Raw genomic sequence first — 16,696 nt, 5'->3', positions numbered from 1 at the left:
GGGGAGACGGCCCTTTCTCAGGCCCTACCTACTTGCGCAGCAGGTTGCGCAGCACGTATTGCATGATGCCGCCGTTGCGGTAGTAGTCCGCCTCGCCTGGGGTGTCGATACGGACGACGGCCTTGAACTCCTTACCGTCGGCCTTCACCGTCACCTCGCGGGGGACCTCACCCTCGTTCAGCTTCTCGACGCCGACGACGTCGAAGGTCTCGGTGCCGGTGAGGCCGAGGGACTCGGCGCTCTCGCCGTCCTTGAACTGCAGCGGCAGCACGCCCATGCCGATGAGGTTCGAACGGTGGATGCGCTCGTACGACTCGGCGATGACGGCGCGGACGCCGAGGAGCGCGGTGCCCTTGGCGGCCCAGTCGCGCGACGAGCCGGAGCCGTACTCCTTGCCCGCGATGACCACCAGCGGGGTGCCCTGGGCGGCGTAGTTCTGCGCGGCGTCGTAGATGAACGACTGCGGCGCGCCCTCCTGGGTGAAGTCGCGGGTGTAGCCGCCCTCGACGTCGTCCAGCAGCTGGTTGCGCAGCCGGATGTTGGCGAACGTGCCGCGGATCATGACCTCGTGGTTGCCCCGGCGCGAGCCGTAGGAGTTGAAGTCCTTGATCGCGACGCCGTTCTCCTCCAGGTACTGCGCGGCGGGCGTGCCGGCCTTGATGGAGCCGGCCGGGGAGATGTGGTCGGTGGTGACCGAGTCGCCCAGCTTGGCCAGCACCCGGGCGCCGTGGACGTCGGTGACCGGGGCGGGCTCCATCTCCATGCCGTCGAAGTACGGGGCCTTGCGCACGTAGGTGGAGGACGGGTCCCACTCGAAGGTGTTGCCGGTGGGGATGTCCAGGCCGCGCCAGCGCTCGTCGCCCTTGAAGACGTCGGCGTAGTTGCGGACGTACATCTCCTGGCCGATGGAGGAGTTGACGATCTCGGCGACCTCCTCCGGCGCGGGCCAGATGTCCTTGAGGTAGACCGGGCCGTCGGTGCCCTCGGCGATCGGGTCGTTGAGGATGTCGATGTCCATCGTGCCCGCCAGCGCGTAGGCGATGACCAGCGGCGGCGAAGCGAGGTAGTTCATCTTCACGTCGGGGCTGATGCGGCCCTCGAAGTTGCGGTTGCCCGACAGCACGGCGGTGACGGCCAGGTCGTTGTCGTTGATGGCCTTGGAGATCTCCGGCTGCAGCGGGCCGGTGTTGCCGATGCAGGTGGTACAGCCGTAGCCGACCAGGTTGTAGCCGATCTTGTCGAGGTACGGGGTGAGGCCCGCGCGCTCGAGGTAGTCGGTGACGGCCTGGGAGCCGGGGGCCAGCGAGGTCTTCACCCACGGCTTGCGGGTGAGGCCCTTCTCCACCGCCTTCTTGGCGAGCATGCCCGCGCCGACCATGACGAACGGGTTGGAGGTGTTGGTGCAGGAGGTGATGGCGGCGACGGCCACGATGCCGTGGTCGATCTCGAAGGCGGAGCCGTCCTCCATGGTCACCGTGACCGGGTTGTGCGGCCGGTCGCCGTTGCCGGTGGCGTGCTCGCGCGGCTTGTCGCCGTTGCCGCCGCGGCTGATCGCCGGGGAGTCGGAGGCGGGGAACGACTCGTCGGACGCCTCGTCGGTCGGGCCCTGGACGCTGGTGGCGGCGTAGTTCTTGACGTCGCGGCGCCAGGTCTGCTTGGCCTCCGAGAGCGAGATGCGGTCCTGCGGGCGCTTGGGACCGGCCAGCGACGGCACGACCGTCGCCAGGTCGAGCTCCATGTATTCGGAGAACTCCGGCTCGACCGACGGGTCGAGCCACATGCCCTGCTCCTTGGCGTACGCCTCGACCAGCGCGATCTGCTCCTCGCTGCGGCCGGTGAGGCGCAGGTAGGTCAGGGTCTCGTCGTCGATCGGGAAGATGGCGCAGGTGGAGCCGAACTCGGGGCTCATGTTGCCGATGGTGGCGCGGTTGGCCAGCGGCAGCGCGTGCACGCCCTCGCCGTAGAACTCCACGAACTTGCCGACGACGCCGTGCTCGCGCAGCATCTCGGTGATGGTGAGCACCAGATCGGTGGCCGTGGTGCCCGGGTGCAGCTCGCCGGTCAGCTTGAAGCCGACGACGCGCGGGATGAGCATCGAGATCGGCTGGCCCAGCATGGCCGCCTCGGCCTCGATGCCGCCGACGCCCCAGCCGAGGACGCCGATGCCGTTCTCCATGGTGGTGTGGGAGTCGGTGCCGACGCACGAGTCGGGGTAGGCGACGCCGTCCCGGTCGAACACGACGCGGGCCAGGTGCTCGATGTTGACCTGGTGGACGATGCCGGTGCCGGGCGGGACGACCTTGAACTGGTCGAACGCGGTCTGGCCCCAGCGCAGGAACTGGTAGCGCTCCTTGTTGCGCTCGTACTCGACCTGGACGTTGCGCTCGAACGCCTGCGGCGTACCGAAGTAGTCGACGATGACGGAGTGGTCGATGACCATCTCGGCCGGGGCGAGCGGGTTGATCCTGGCCGGGTCGCCGCCGAGGTCGCGCACCGCCTCGCGCATGGTGGCGAGGTCGACCACACACGGCACGCCGGTGAAGTCCTGCATGATGACGCGGGCCGGGGTGAACTGGATCTCGTGGCTCGGCTGGGCATTGGCGTCCCAGCCGGCGAGCGTACGGATGTGGTCGGCGGTGACGTTGGCGCCGTCCTCGGTACGCAGCAGGTTCTCCAGGAGAACCTTGAGGCTGTACGGGAGACGGGCCGAGCCCTCGACTGCGTCCAGCCGGTAGATCTCGTACGACTTGTCGCCCACCTGCAGCGTGTTACGGCTGCCGAAGCTGTTCGCGGACACGGACTCCTCCTCCGTCAACACCGCACGTCCGGTCCGAGACGTGAGCGCACGGCGTTTCTCGCTGACCGTTCTTCACTGATCTGGTCGATCTCCTGCTCCCGGCTCCGCCGGCGCGGGGTGAGTCGCGCCGCAAGGTCCAGGGCGGGGGATTCATCCCCTCTGAATCCTGCCCTAGTCCAGACCCTGCTCAGGACTCAGGTTCGCCTAACTTCGTCAGGATTTCTCTCGACGTCAAGCTATCGCCGATTTATCTCGATATCAAGTTACCTGCGGGTAGTTCGATCGCCCGGCAGCGAGCCGGGAACCATCTGGCGCGACTCCACGTTGCCGATATATCGTTGTCCTATCGCGAGAGATCAAAGAGAGATCTCGGAAGGGTGTGAAGAACATGAGCGCGACACACCACGGCCCCGATCTGCGCTGGGCCTTCGCCGCCGCCGCTCTGGGCGCCAAGGCGGCGGCGTACGCGAGCCGTCACCATCAGCAGCACGGCTGCGGTCCCCGGTCGAGGCACGGCATGCCCGACTTCGGTTTCGTCTTCGGCGGCGGCCCAGGTCCCTGGGGTCCTCCCGGCGGCGGCGGCCCGTGGGGTCGCGGCCCGTGGGGGCGCGGCGGGCCGCCCTGGGCCAAGGCCCAGAAGGCACGCAAGGGGAACGTGCGCGCGGCGATCCTGGCGCTGCTCGCCGAGGAGCCGCGGAACGGCTACCAGATCATCCAGGAGATCAACGTCCGCAGCCAGGGCGCTTGGAAGCCGAGCCCCGGAGCGGTCTATCCGGCGCTCCAGCAACTGGCCGACGAGGGGCTGATCGTGGGCGAGGAGGGCGAGGGCCGCAAGACCTTCCGCCTCACCGACCAGGGCCGCGTCTACGTCGATGACCACGCCGACGAGCTGTCGGAGCCGTGGGCGGAGATGACGCCCGACTTCGGCGAGGGCGTGCCCGACCTCTTCAAGCAGGCCGCGCAGACGGGAGCCGCGGTCATGCAGCTCGTCCACTCCGGCTCACCCCAACAGGTCGCCCAGGCCAAGACCGTGCTGGCCGACACCCGCCGCAGGCTCTACCGCATCCTCGCCGAGGACGACCTCGACGGCGCACGTGACCCGGACGACACACCTGACGCATCCGAGGAGTAGTGGTGACACGGCCTGACGAGATCCGCATCGGGGACGCCGAGCGGGACACGGTGACCACCGCCCTGCACGACCACTTCGCGGCGGGACGGCTGGACCAGGCCGAGCTCGACGAGCGCCTGGACGCCGCCCTCGCCGCCAAGACCGAGGGCGACCTGCGTACCATCGTGCGCGACCTGCCCGGCCACAACGGTCTCCCCGAGGCCGTGCGCCCGTACCGCGGCGGCCACCCGTTCGCCCACCGGCATCCCGGCATGCGGCACGGCCATCCCGCCTGGGAGGGACACCATCCGGCCTGGGCCGCGCGCCGCCGTCCCGGGTTCCCGGCCTTCCCGATCCTGCTCGGCGTGTTCCTGATCGTCACGTTCACCGCCGGACCGGCCACCGCGTTCTTCGCGGTGTTCCAGCTCGCCCTGCTCGTCTGGGTCATCCGGGCGATCATGCTGACCGTGACCCACCGCCGCGCCCAGCGCAGATGACGGCGCCGCGGGACCACGGCCCGGGCCGTGGTCCCGCGGCCGCCACGCACCGCTCATGGACCCCTACACGAGGGTCGTGAAACCGTCTCAGGTATGCCCTCCGAGCGGTTCCTCCATCCGGTCTCGCCCGTGGCCCGGCCGGCCGAGGAGACGCTGCGCGCCACGGTGGAGCGGCTCGCGGCGATCGAACGGCCGCCCTGCTCGCCGGGCGAACGCGAGGCGGCGCACCTGATCGCCGACCGTCTCAACGCGCTGGGCCACACCGCCCATGTCCAGGAGGTCCCCGCGTACGGCTCGTACGCCTGGCCCGTCGGGGTCATCGCCGCGCTTTCGACGCTCGCGGGCCTGACCGGCAAGCGCCTGCGCTGGACCGGCACGCTCGCCGGGGCGGTCCTGACCGCCGCCCTGGCCGACGAGATCTCCTACGGCCGCCAGTTCGCCCGTACCGTGCTGAGTTCGCGCCGTACGGCCTGCAACGTCGTCGCCGACCTGACCCCGCCGCGCGCCCAGCGCCAGGCACCGCACCGGACGCTCGTCATCATGGCGCACCACGACGCCGCGCCGTCGGGCACCGTCTTCGACCAGACGCTGCCGCGCTGGTACGCGAGACGTTTCCCCCGCGCGGTCGAACGGACGAGGGAGAACCTCCCCGTCTGGTGGCCCGTGATCGCCGGGCCCGCCCTCGTCGCGTTCGGCAGTGCCACCCGCTCCCCCGCCGTGCGCCGCACCGGCACCGCGCTCAGCGCGCTCGCCGCCGCCGCGATGGCCGACATCGGCTCGCACAAGGCCGTGCCCGGCGCCAACGACAACCTCAGCGGCGTCGCCGTGCTGATCGCGCTGGCCGAGTCGCTGGCCCGCCGACCCGTTCCCGGCCTGCGCGTGCTCCTCTTCTCGGCGGGCGCCGAGGAGTCGCTCCAGGAGGGGGTACGGGGGTTCGCCCACCACTACTTCCCAGGGCTCGCCCGCGAGAGCACCTGGTTCCTCAACCTCGACACCGTGGGCTCCGGCAGGCTCGTCCTCCTCGACGGCGAGGGGCCGCTGCGCATCGAGACGTACGACACCGCCTTCGGCGACATGATCGCCCGTTGCGCCGTCGAGCAGGACATCGAGATCCGGCGCGGCCCGCGGTCACGCACGAGCACCGACGCGGTGGTCCCGCACCGCCACGGCTACCCCACCGCCTGCCTCGTCTCGGTCGACGACCAGAAGCTCATCCCGCACTACCACCTGCCCACCGACCTGCCCGAGCACGTCGACTACCGCTGCGTCGCCGACGCCGCCCAGTTGGCCGAGGCAGTGGCACGCGCTCTCGCCGCCCACTGAGCACGCCGCCCGTAAAGCGAGGACTGTCAGAGGCCTGCCTCGTGGGCGAGCAGCCCGGCCTGGGTGCGGTTGGCACAGCCCAGCTTGTCGAGCAGACGGGACACATAACCCTTGACGGTCGCCTCGCTGAGATGGAGGCGCTGTGCGATCTGAGCGTTGGACAGGCCCTCGCCGAGGCAGGTCAGCACCTCGGCCTCGCGTTCGGTCAGCTCACCGATCCGGGCGCGGTGCCGGTCGCGTTCGAGCGAACGGCCGGCGGCGGAGGCGACGAGCCGGCGGGTCGCGGCGGCCGACATGACCGTGTGCCCGTCGGCGGCGACGCGGACCAGCTCGACCAGGTCCTCGGGCGGCGTGGACTTCAACAGGAACCCGGCCGCGCCCGCGCGCAGCGCCCGGAGCACGTAGTGGTCGGCGTCGAACGTGGTGAGGGCCACGACGGCCGGCGACGACCCCGCCCGGGCGGGACGCAGGGCGGCGATGCGCTCGATGGCCGTCAGCCCGTCCACGCCGGGCATCCGGAGGTCCATGAGCACGACGTCGGGGTCGTGCCGGAGGACGGACTCGACGGCGGCGGCGCCGTCGTAGGCCTCGTCCACCACCTCGATGTCGTCCGCCGCGCCGAGGATGGTCCGCAGGTGCGCGCAGACCATGCGTTCGTCGTCGACCAGGAGGACCTTGATGCTCACCGGACGGCCTCGGGCGCGGGTGTCGGGACGAAGGCGGGCAGGGACGCGTGCACCCGGAAGCCGCCGTCGGGCATGGGATCGGCCGTGAACGTGCCGCCGATGAGGTCGACCCGCTGGCCCAGGCCCGACAGGCCGGTGCCCGAGCCGCTGGCGGCCAGATGGTGGTCGGCGGGCCGGGACGGTGCCGAGTTGAGCACGGTGAGGCGCACGCCGTCCGCGCGGTAGCGGATCTCCACGCGGACGCGGGCGCCGGGCGCGTGCTTGCGTACGTTGGTGAGGGCCTCCTGCACGATGCGGTACGCGGTCCGCCCGACGACCGGCGAGGCCAGGGGCGGGTCGCCCTCCTCCTCCAGGTCCACCGGCACGCCGACCGAGCCCGACTCGGCGATCAGCGTGGACAGGTCCGGCAGCGGGCCGTGCGCGCCGGCCTCGTCGTCCGGGCCCTCCTCCGTGCGGCGCAGGAGGCCGATCACGTCGCGCAGCTCTTCCAGTGCCCTGGCGCCCGTGCCGCGCAGTTCCTCGGCCGCCTGCCGCGTCTCGTCGTCGCGGGCGCGGACGCGCAGCGCGCCCGCCTGCAGGACCATGAGCGTCACGCGATGGGCCACGACGTCGTGCATCTCGGCGGCGAGCCGGGCCCGTTCCTCCGCCCGGGCCTGCTCGGCCGCCCGGTCCGCGCGTTCCCGCAGCCCGTCGAGCACCCGGCGGCGGGCGGACACGTACATGCCGAGCAGCGCGCCGCCGACGACCAGGACGATGCTGCGGAAGACCATCCCGGCCTCGGGGTCGCTGCCCTGGACCGCGACGTTCTGGAAGGCCACGTCGGAGATCACCTCCGGGGTGGCCGCGAGGACGAGCGCCAGGACGGCGATCGGCAGCCCCCGCAGCCAGGGAGGTTGATGCGCCTTGGGGAACGCCGTGACCGCGTACGCGGCGAACATCGCGCCCGGCGGCCACAGCGAGACCGAGTCCACGTCGATGTCGCCCCCGGTGAACAGCAGCGTCCCCGGCGCCAGGAACTCGACGACCAGCACCGCGGCCGGGACGGCGATGGTGATCCACGCGACCGTGAGCGGCGCCCGGCGGCGGACGGCCAGGGACAGGCCCGCCAGCACGAGCACGACCGCGGTCAGCCCGTGGAAGGGGCGCAGGATCGTCCGCTCGTCCAGCGTGGTCTGGACGCTGCCCGCCAGACCGATCGCGACCACGAGGGCGTCGGACACCACGGCGCGGACCGGCCGGGCCGGGAGGCTTGGTTGCACAACCAACACCGTACGCACCGGGACGGCCGCCGCCACCCTACGAAAGTCGCTACCGGACGCTACGTGCGTCGGTGCGGGTCCATCCGTTGCACGCTGCCGCGCGGCGGGCGCCGTGGGCTCGAATCGACGCATGGGGATCGCAGGAAAGCTGACACTTCGCGGCCTGGTCGCGCACAAGACCCGGCTGGCGCTGACGGTCGCGGCGGTGGTGGCCGGGGTCGCGTTCGTCTCGGGCACCCTGGTCTTCGCGGCCACGCTGGACCGCTCGTTCGACCGCGCCTTCGACGACCTCGGCCGCGGCACCGACACGGTCGTGCGGGCGAAGAAGGCGTTCGGCGCGGAGCTGGGCGGCCCGGATCCGGACCGGCCGCTGGACCGCTCCGTCCTGGCGGCGGTACGCAAAGCCGACGGCGTGGCCAAGGCCCGCGGGGAGGTCAGCGGGTTCGCCGCGGTCGTCGACCGGGCCGGCAAGCTCGTCGGCACGGAGCCGCGGACCGGGATGGACTGGAACGCCGATCCCGACCTGTCGCTCATGCGCCTGGAATCCGGGACGGCGCCCCGGCGGCCGGGCGAGGTCGTGATCGACGCGGCGAGCGCCCGGGCGGCCCGGTACGAGATCGGTGACCGGGTGCCGATGGCGCTCGCGTCCGGCAGCCGGACGTTCACCCTGACGGGCATCGTCCGGTACGGCGACGACGAGCTCTCCGGCGCGCTGACGGTCACGGCGTTCGAGCCCGGGACGGCGCAGCGGCTGCTCATGGAACGGCCCGGCTATACGCGGATCACCGTGCACGCCGCCGACGGCGTCCCGCAGGAACGGCTGCGCGACGCGGTCGGCCGGACGCTGCCGGACGGCCTGGAGGCCATCACCGGGCGGCAGGCCGTCGACGAGGTCGCCGAGCCGCTCCGGGAGATCCTCACGATGCTGCGGACGCTGCTCATGGTCTTCGCCGCGATCGCGGTGTTCGTCGGCTCGTTCATCATCTTCAACACGTTCTCGATGCTGGTGGCCCAGCGCACCCGCGAGATGGCGCTGCTGCGCGCGGTCGGGGCGGGCCGTCTCCAGGTGACCCGCGTGGTGCTCGGCGAGGCGGCCGGGGTCGGCCTGATCGGCGCGACCCTCGGGCTCGCGGCGGGCGGCGGGCTGGCGCTCGGGCTGGCCGAGCTGATGTCGCTCGTGGCCGGCGAGGCGCTGCCGTTCGGCGCCCCGGTGCTGCCCGCCTCGGCCGTCATCGCCGCGTACTCGGTGGGGCTCGGCGTCACGCTGGCCGCCGCGTACGTCCCGGCGCGGCGCGCGGCGCGGATCCCGCCCGTGGCCGCCCTCCGGGACGAGGTCATGCCGCCCGCCCGCTCGCTGCGCGTCCGCGCGTTCACCGGCGGCGCCGCGGTCGTGGCCGGTACGGCCGCGATGGCCGCCGGGCTGGTCGCCACGGACGGCAAGACCGCGCTCTACCTCGCGGGCGGCGGCGCCATGGCGTTCTTCGCGGGGGTCACGACGCTGAGCCCGCTCATCAGCCGGCCGCGGGCCTGGGTCGCCGGCTGGCCTCTCGCGCGCTTCGGCGGCATGGTCGGCCGGATGTCCCGGCAGAACGCGCTGCGCAACCCGCGCCAGACCGCCGCCACCGCCTCGGCCCTCATGATCGGACTCGCCCTGATCGGCACGGTCTCGGTCATCACCCGGTCGATGGCCGTCACCGTGGACAAGCAGCTGGAGACGGGCCTGACCGCCGACTACCGGGTCGTCGGAGCCAGCGAGATCACGCCGGTCGGGCCCGCGGCGTTCGACGCCGTGGCCAAGGTCCCGGGGGTGCGCGGCGCGGTCGCGATCCGGTCGGCGCGGATCAGGCTGGCCGGGAAGGTGCAGACCGTCACCGCCGGTCGTCCGCGGGAGCTCGCCGGCCACTTCCGGCTCCGGGTGACCGAGGGGACGGCGGCGGCCCGGGGCACCGATCTCCTCGTCAGCCGGACGACGGCCGCCGCCCGGGGGTGGCGGGCCGGGACCGTGGTGCCCGGCGAGTTCCAGGACGGCGCGAAGGCCACGTTCCGCGTCGCCGGCGTCTACGCCGACCAGAAGACGATCTCCCACCCGGCGCCCGGCATGATCATCGACGACACGGCGTACCGGCCGCACGCCGCCGACGCGACGATCGACCGGATCGAGCTCACCCTGGCCCCCGGCGCGGACGCCGCCGCGACCCGGCGCGGGCTGGAGTCCGCCCTCGCGCCGTGGCCGAGCCTGGTGGTCAAGGACCGCAAGACGATCAAGGCGGACGCGGCCGGGGACATCGACCTGTTCCTCCAGCTGATCCTGGCGCTGCTCGTGCTGTCGGTGGTCATCGCGGCGCTCGGCATCGTCAACACGCTCGCGCTGTCGGTCGTCGAGCGCACCCGTGAGATCGGCCTGCTCCGCGCGGTCGGCCTGCAGCGGCGGCAGCTGCGCCGGATGATCCGGTACGAGGCGGTCATCATCTCGGTCTTCGGCGCCCTGCTCGGCCTCGCCATCGGCGTCGTGTTCGGAGTCATCGTCCAGAACGCCATGGCGGAGGACGGTGTCACCGAGCTGGCCGTGCCCGTCGGGCGACTGCTGCTCTACGTCCCGGCAGCGGCCCTCATCGGCGTGCTCGCCGCCGTCTGGCCCGCCCGCCGTGCCGCCCGGCTGAACATCCTGGACGCCATCAAGACATCATGACCCAGATCAGGTCCGGGCTGACAACCGGCGGCGGAACTCGGCGTGCGCGGTCTGGATGATGCGGTCGAGCTGTTCGAGCTCGCCCTCCGTCGGCTCCCGGCGCAGCTCGACGTTCAGCTTGAAGTCACCGTCCACGATCTCCACGCTGAAGTCGAGCAGCAGGTCGCGGGGCAGCTGCCCGATCACGAACTGCCGGAACGCCTCGGCGACCGCGCCGCCGAGGTCACCGCACCCGCAGCCCTGTCCGCGTTCCATGGCGCCCAGGTGGCTGCTTCCCATGACGGCGTCCGGATGGGCGGGGTCCATGAGGGCCAGGCCCTCCCGGGTGACCGACATCGCCTCGGTCAGGCGTTCCTGGTGCTGCAGGAACAGGCCCAGCGCGATCAGCGCGCGGCCCAGCATCTCGGGATCGGCGCCCCGCCGGGCCTGCGTGACCGCGTCGGCGAGCCGCGGCTCGGCCTCGGCCGGGCGCTTGGCCTCCGACAGCGCCAGGCCCCAGTTGCGCAGGATCTGGGAGGTCAGTTCGGGACGGTCGACACGTTCGGCCAGCGCCAGCGCGTCGGCGTACGTGCGCAGCGCCGCCGCCTCGTCACCGGCGTCGCCGTAGGCCATCGCCAGGCCCTGGGCCGCCATGAGGGCGTCCTCCAGCCTGCCCTGCCGTTCGTACGACGTCATCACCCGCCGGATCGCCGCCACCCGGCCCGCCGGATCACCCGCGTCGCGCCCGAGGTTGGCCAGCATCGACAGCGCGTTCAGCGTCGCCTGGTGATCGGGGCCAAGCCGGGCCTCCAGCGCCGCGACCAAGTCCGTCACCACCGGCCAGAGCGCCCGCGGGTCGCCGCGTCCGGCGCGGTCCAGCACGGTGAGCGCGGTCTGCTCGACCAGCTCGTCCGGAAGTTGTTCGATGCCCTGGAACAGACCGCCCGGCACGCCCTCCGCGCTCATGATCTCGGCGCGCAGCGCCAGCGCGCTCGCGGTCCGCTCGTGGCCGTTGTTCCAGAAGTTGGCCAGGGCCTCGTCGGCGACCTGCCTGGCCTGCCCCGGGTCGCCGTTGGCCAGCAGCACGTCGGCCAGCGGCTCCAGGCCGAACGCGTAACCGGCGTGCTCCCGGCCGTAGAAGGCCAGGCGTTCCTCGGCACCGCGCCGCAGCTCCGCCTCGGCCTCGGCCGGCTGCCCCGCCGCCTGGAGCGCCAGGCCCAGGTTGAGCCGATAGGTCAGGTAGTCCTTGTGCTCCGCCGGATCGGCGGGCGGCGGCCCGGCGCAGGCGGCGCGGAAGCACTCGACGGCACGGCCGGGCTGGCCGGAGTTGATGAGGACGTTGCCGAGATCGCACTGCAGCGACGTCCACGCGGCGCCGCCGCGGCCCTGGCGCGCCTCGACGGCCTGCAGCTCGCGCACGATCAGCTCCTGGGCCTCGACCGCGCGGCCCTCCCGCAACAATGCGAACGCCATGTCCGCAGGGCTGGAAGTCATGGGCCGCGAGCCTACAGCGCCGCCTTCGCCTGGCAGGCGAAAGCGAATCAATTGGTCAAAGCGACCAGGTGCGTGGTCAGCGAGGGTGAATGCGGCGGGCCGGTCCGCCGGGCGCCAACTCGTCGGGCCGGCCCGTCGCAGCTTTGTGGGTTATGGAGCCGGGCGGAGGCTCGCGGCCTTCTGAGCCAGGGCTTCGACGCGCGCCCAGTCCTGGGCTCTGACGGCGTCGTCGGGGGTCAGCCACGTGCCGCCGACACAGCCGACGTTCGGCAACCGGAGGTAGCGCGGCGCGGTGTCGATCGTGATGCCGCCGGTCGGGCAGAACCGCACCTGCGGCAGCGGGCCGCCGAGCGACTTCAGGTAGGGCAGGCCGCCCGCCGCCTCGGCGGGGAAGAACTTCATCACGGTGATGCCGTGCTCCAGCAGCTCCATGGCCTCGGAGGCCGAGGAGACGCCGGGCAGGAACGGCAGACCGGTCGCGGCCATCGCCTCGCGGAGCCCGGGGGTGCACCCGGGGCTGACGAGGAAGCGCGACCCCGCGGCCTTGGCGTTCACCGCGTCCTCGGGACGCACGACCGTGCCCGCGCCGATCACGGCCTCCGGGACCTGCGCCGCGATGCGTTCGATCGCCGGGAGGGCGGCGGCGGTGCGGAGCGTGACCTCGATGACCGGCAGGCCGCCCGCCACGAGCGCGCGCGCCAGCGGCACGGCGGTCGCGGCGTCGTCCAGGACGACGACCGGGATGACCGGGGCGAGATCGAGCAGGTGGTCTGCGTTCACACGGGCTCCAAGAGCGTCTGGGCGAGGCGGGCGGTGGCTCCGACCAGCGCCGGGTTCGGATGGACGATCAGCGCGGTCGGGATGGCTCGAACGTACTCCTCCACCCGCGGCTTGGCCTCGAAGCGGCGGCGGAAGTCGCTGGTGTCCAGCACGTCGGCGATCCGGGGCAGGATGCCGCCGCCGAGATAGACGCCGCCCCGGGCTCCGAGGGTGAGCGCCGCGTTCCCGGCGAACGCGCCCAGCAGCGCGCAGAACATCTCGATGGCCTCGGCGCAGAGCCCGTCGCGGTGCACGGAGATCTCGGCGGCGGTGAGCGGCTCCGGGCGGACGCCGTGGATCATCCCCAGCAGGCGGTGGAGGCGTTCCAGCCCGTCGCCGGACAGCAGGAACTCGGCGTTCGCCGCGCCCTGCTCGGCGCGGAGCAGCCGCATCACCTCGACCTCGCGGTCGGTCGCGGCGGGGATGTCGACCTGGCCCCCCTCGCCGGGCAGCGGGATCCAGCCCGCCGGGGTGGGCAGGAGGGCCGCGACGCCGAGCCCGGTCCCCGGTCCGAGCACCGACAGCGGCGCCGAACCGTCCCGGGCGGGCAGCGCCGTACCGCCGACCGGCCGCAGATCGGCGTCGGTCAGGTGCGGCAGCGCGAGGGCCAGGGCCTCGAAGTCGTTGAGCACCTCGGCGTGGTCGAGGCCGAGGTGGGCGCGGACCCGTTCGGTGGTGTCCGCCGCCCAGTCCGCGTTGGTCAGCCGGAACCGGCCCTCGACCACCGGGCCCGCGACCGCGAGGCACGCCGCGCGCGGCCGCGCTCCCCCGGCGTGTTCGGCGAGGTAGGTCTCGGCCGCCTCCGCCAGCCCGGCGTGGTCGCGGCTGGCGAGCGTGCCGACGTGCTCCGGCGCCGCGCCCGGCTCCGCCACCAGCGCGAAGCGCGCGTTGGTGCCGCCGACGTCGGCGACCAGCCACGGATACGAGGCGTCGCCGGCCGCGGAGAGCAGCGCGCTCATCCGAACACCCCCGCGCCGCGCTCGGCCGGGCCGACGGCCTGGCGGAACGCGTGGAAGAGCTCGCGGCCCGTGCCCGTCCACTCGTCTTCGGCGGGCGCGCCGCCCATGGGCGCCCGCGCGGCGAACTCCTCGTCCGGCACCAGTACCTCCAGCAGTCCCTTGTCGGCGTCCAGCCTGATCACGTCGCCGTCGCGGACCCTGGCCAGCGGCCCGCCCGCGGCCGCCTCCGGGGAGACGTGGATGGCGGCGGGCACCGCGCCCGACGCGCCCGACATCCGCCCGTCGGTCACCAGCGCGACCCTGTGGCCCCGGTCCTGCAGCACGGCCAGCGGCGGGGTGAGCCGGTGCAGCTCGGGCATGCCGTTGGCGCGCGGACCCTGGTAGCGGACCACCGCGACCACGTCGCGGTCCAGCTCGCCCGCGGCGAACGCCTCCTGCAGCCGCTCCTGCGTCTCGAAGACCCGGGCGGGAGCCTCGATCAGGCGGCACTCCGGCGGTACGGCCGACACCTTGACCACGGCGCGGCCGAGGTTGCCGTTGACGGTGTGCAGGCCGCCGTGCTCGTCGAACGGCTCGCGCACCGGGCGCAGCACGCTCGTGTCACCCGAAAGGCGCGGGCCGCGCTGCCAGACCAGTCCCTGCTCGGCCAGCACCGGGGCCTCCCGGTAGGCGCCGAGGTCCGCGCCGCCGACCGTACGGGCGTCCTCGTGCAGCAGCCCGGCGTCCAGCAGTTCACCGATGAGGAACGCGGTGCCGCCCGCGGCGTGGAAGTGGTTCACGTCGGCGGTGCCGTTGGGGTACAGGCGGGTGAGCAGTGGCGTGACCGCGGACAGCTCGTCGAAGTCGTCCCAGGTCAGCTCGATGCCCGCGGCGGCGGCCATGGCGACCAGGTGCAGCGTGTGGTTGGTGGAGCCGCCGGTGGCGAGCAGCGCGACCACGCCGTTCACGAACGCCCGCTCGTCCAGCAGCTCGCCGATCGGGGTGTAGGCCTCGCCTCGCAGGTCGGTGAGCTCCAGCACCCGGCGCCCCGCCTCCGCCGTGAGGGCCTCACGCAGCTCGGTGCCTGGCGGGACGAAGCTGGCGCCCGGCAGGTGCAGGCCCATGACCTCCATGAGGAGCTGGTTGGAGTTGGCCGTTCCGTAGAACGTGCAGGTGCCGGCCGAGTGGTACGACGCGGCTTCCGCCTCCAGCAGCTCGTCCCGGCCGATCTCACCCGCCGCGTAGCGCTTGCGGACCTTGGCCTTCTCCGCGTTGGGCAGCCCGGAGTGCATCGGCCCGGCGGGCACCAGGATCACCGGCAGATGGCCGAACGACAGCGCCCCGATCACCAGGCCGGGCACGATCTTGTCGCACACGCCGAGCAGCAGCGCCCCGTCGAACATGTCGTGCGACAGCGCCACGGCCGTGGCCATCGCCACCACGTCGCGGCTGAACAGCGACAGCTCCATCCCGGCGCGGCCCTGCGTGATGCCGTCGCACATGGCGGGCACTCCCCCGGCGAACTGCGCCGTGCCGCCCGCCTCGGAGATCGCCGCCTTGAGGAGATCCGGGTAGTCCTTGAGCGGCTGGTGCGCCGAGAGCATGTCGTTGTACGCCGACACGATCGCCACGTTCGGCGTCACGCTCCCGCGGAGCTGGAGCTTCTCCGCCGGGCCGCACGCCGCGAACCCGTGCGCCAGGTTGGCGCAGCCGAGGCCGCCGCGAGCGGGGCCGGTCGTCCGCGCGTCGCGGATGCGCGCCAGATAGGACGCGCGCCGATCGGCACTGCGCTCAGCGATGCGCCGCGTGACCCGCTCGACCACCGGATGAAGGCTCATGAACCGGGAAACTACCGCCACTTCTGCCATCGAAACAACCCACTTACGAAAGTAAATTTACCTAAGTGACGAAGCTTGGTCGGCTCGACATACCGAAGTCGCCCGTGCTTCACTGATCCGATGCGCCGCCCCTCCACCAGCGGCGACGTGCTCCGGCTGATCCGCGAGGAGGGCGTCGACACCCGCGCCGAACTGGCCCGGCTGACCGGCCTGTCCCGCCCCGCCGTCGCCCTCCGGGTGAACGAGCTGATCGCGCGCGGCCTCCTGGTCGAACGCGCCGACGGCCCCTCGACCGGCGGCCGTCCACCGGCCCGCCTGGAGTTCAACGCCGCCGGCGGCGCCGTCCTCGTCGCCAACCTCGGCAAGTCCCGGGGCCAGGCCGCCGTCTGCGACCTGTCCGGCGAGGTGCTCGTCCAGGCTGAGGCCGCTCGCACCCTCTCCTCTCTCCTCGACCAGTGGGACGACCTGCTGGCCAAGGCGGACCTGCCCCGTGACACCGTCCGCGGCGCGGGCATCGGCATCCCCGGCACGGTCGAGTTCGCCGCCGCCGAATGGGACGGCGTCCCGATCCGTCCCGCCATCGCCGGCCGCTTCGGCGTCCCGGCGTTCCTGGACAACGAGGTCAACATCGCCGCCCTCGGCGAGCACCGCGCGGCCTATCCCGACCTCGGCGACCTGCTCTTCGTCAAGGTCTCCACCGGCATCGGCGCCGGTCTCATCACCGGCGGCCGGATCCAGCGCGGTGCCCTGGGCGCCGCCGGGGAGATCGGCCACATCCCCGTGCGGGCCGGCGAGGGCGTCCCCTGCCGCTGCGGCAACCTCGACTGCGTCGAGGCCGTCGCGGGCGGCGCCGCGCTGCTCGCCCGGTCCGGCGCCTCCGACCTCGCCGCGTTCGCCGCGCTGGCCCGCGACGGCGACCCCGGCACGGTCGCCCTGGTCCGCGACGCGGGCCGCCGCATCGGCGAGGTCATCGCCGCCGCCGTCAACCTCCTCAACCCCGCCGTCGTCGTCCTCGGCGGCGATCTCACCGGCGCCTACGAACCCCTCATCGCGGGTGTCCGCGAGGTCGTCTACCAGCGCGCGACCGCCCTGGCCACCCGCCGGCTGCGCATCGAGCCGAGCCGGCTCGGCGACCGTGCCGGGCTCACCGGCTGCGCCGCCATGGTGCTCGACCGCACCCTCGCCCCCGAGGCCGTCGACGCCACCCTCGCCGCCCCTGGCGATCGCGGCCACTAGGTAACGGTTACATTTCGAGGCATTGACAGT

Annotated in this window: 12 protein-coding genes; 5 read left to right on the top strand and 7 right to left on the bottom strand. The window is 72.9% G+C overall.

Annotation, left to right across the window (positions count from 1 at the left end):
- Nucleotides 1-28: 28 nt before the first annotated feature.
- The gene (locus ABD333_RS09755) at nucleotides 29-2,797 is read right to left on the bottom strand and encodes an aconitate hydratase (protein ID WP_344539808.1); all 2,769 of its coding nucleotides are present in this window, start codon (nucleotides 2,795-2,797) and stop codon (nucleotides 29-31) included.
- Nucleotides 2,798-3,185: 388 nt separating this feature from the next.
- Between ABD333_RS09755 and ABD333_RS09750 the strand changes: the two genes are divergently transcribed.
- The 3 genes from ABD333_RS09750 to ABD333_RS09740 all read left to right on the top strand — a co-directional run bounded on the left by ABD333_RS09750 (nucleotide 3,186) and on the right by ABD333_RS09740 (nucleotide 5,728).
- A complete protein-coding gene (locus ABD333_RS09750; RefSeq protein WP_344539806.1) occupies nucleotides 3,186-3,929 on the top strand; it encodes a PadR family transcriptional regulator in 744 nt (247 codons plus the stop codon).
- Between the two features lie 2 nt (nucleotides 3,930-3,931).
- Nucleotides 3,932-4,405: a DUF1707 SHOCT-like domain-containing protein gene (locus ABD333_RS09745; protein ID WP_344539804.1), complete on the top strand. Its 474-nt coding sequence runs from the start codon at nucleotides 3,932-3,934 to the stop codon at nucleotides 4,403-4,405.
- 93 nt (nucleotides 4,406-4,498) lie between these two features.
- Complete coding sequence (locus ABD333_RS09740; protein WP_344539802.1) at nucleotides 4,499-5,728, top strand: M28 family peptidase; 1,230 nt, start codon at nucleotides 4,499-4,501, stop codon at nucleotides 5,726-5,728.
- Nucleotides 5,729-5,754: 26 nt separating this feature from the next.
- Here ABD333_RS09740 and ABD333_RS09735 read toward each other — a convergent pair whose 3' ends face one another.
- Nucleotides 5,755-6,414 (bottom strand): response regulator, encoded by a 660-nt coding sequence (locus ABD333_RS09735; RefSeq protein ID WP_344539800.1) that lies wholly within the window; start codon nucleotides 6,412-6,414, stop codon nucleotides 5,755-5,757.
- The gene (locus ABD333_RS09730; RefSeq protein ID WP_344539798.1) at nucleotides 6,411-7,673 is read right to left on the bottom strand and encodes a sensor histidine kinase; all 1,263 of its coding nucleotides are present in this window, start codon (nucleotides 7,671-7,673) and stop codon (nucleotides 6,411-6,413) included. The genes ABD333_RS09735 and ABD333_RS09730 overlap by 4 nt, the downstream gene beginning before the upstream one ends.
- Before the next feature lie 130 nt (nucleotides 7,674-7,803).
- On the opposite strand from ABD333_RS09730, the gene ABD333_RS09725 reads away from it, so the two are divergent.
- The gene (locus ABD333_RS09725) at nucleotides 7,804-10,362 is read left to right on the top strand and encodes an ABC transporter permease (protein WP_344539796.1); all 2,559 of its coding nucleotides are present in this window, start codon (nucleotides 7,804-7,806) and stop codon (nucleotides 10,360-10,362) included.
- Nucleotides 10,363-10,368: 6 nt separating this feature from the next.
- Here the strand turns inward: ABD333_RS09725 and ABD333_RS09720 are convergent, their stop codons facing one another.
- The 4 genes from ABD333_RS09720 to edd form a co-directional block, all read right to left on the bottom strand.
- On the bottom strand, nucleotides 10,369-11,835 hold the full coding sequence (locus tag ABD333_RS09720; protein WP_344539794.1) for a tetratricopeptide repeat protein: 1,467 nt from the start codon (nucleotides 11,833-11,835) through the stop codon (nucleotides 10,369-10,371).
- A gap of 150 nt (nucleotides 11,836-11,985) precedes the next feature.
- Nucleotides 11,986-12,615, bottom strand: a complete 630-nt coding sequence (gene eda, locus ABD333_RS09715; protein ID WP_344539792.1) for a bifunctional 4-hydroxy-2-oxoglutarate aldolase/2-dehydro-3-deoxy-phosphogluconate aldolase — start codon at nucleotides 12,613-12,615, stop codon at nucleotides 11,986-11,988.
- Nucleotides 12,612-13,613, bottom strand: coding sequence for a glucokinase (glk, locus tag ABD333_RS09710; RefSeq protein WP_344539790.1), 1,002 nt, complete (start codon nucleotides 13,611-13,613; stop codon nucleotides 12,612-12,614). The genes eda and glk overlap by 4 nt, the downstream gene beginning before the upstream one ends.
- Nucleotides 13,610-15,430, bottom strand: coding sequence for a phosphogluconate dehydratase (gene edd / locus ABD333_RS09705; RefSeq protein WP_344539788.1), 1,821 nt, complete (start codon nucleotides 15,428-15,430; stop codon nucleotides 13,610-13,612). The genes glk and edd overlap by 4 nt, the downstream gene beginning before the upstream one ends.
- Before the next feature lie 120 nt (nucleotides 15,431-15,550).
- On the opposite strand from edd, the gene ABD333_RS09700 reads away from it, so the two are divergent.
- The gene (locus ABD333_RS09700; protein ID WP_344539787.1) at nucleotides 15,551-16,666 is read left to right on the top strand and encodes an ROK family transcriptional regulator; all 1,116 of its coding nucleotides are present in this window, start codon (nucleotides 15,551-15,553) and stop codon (nucleotides 16,664-16,666) included.
- Nucleotides 16,667-16,696: the final 30 nt, after the last annotated feature.

It is taken from the genome of Actinomadura fulvescens (assembly GCF_039533225.1).
GTDB lineage: Bacteria > Actinomycetota > Actinomycetes > Streptosporangiales > Streptosporangiaceae > Spirillospora > Spirillospora fulvescens.
This window is presented reverse-complemented; position numbering and strand designations above follow the sequence as displayed.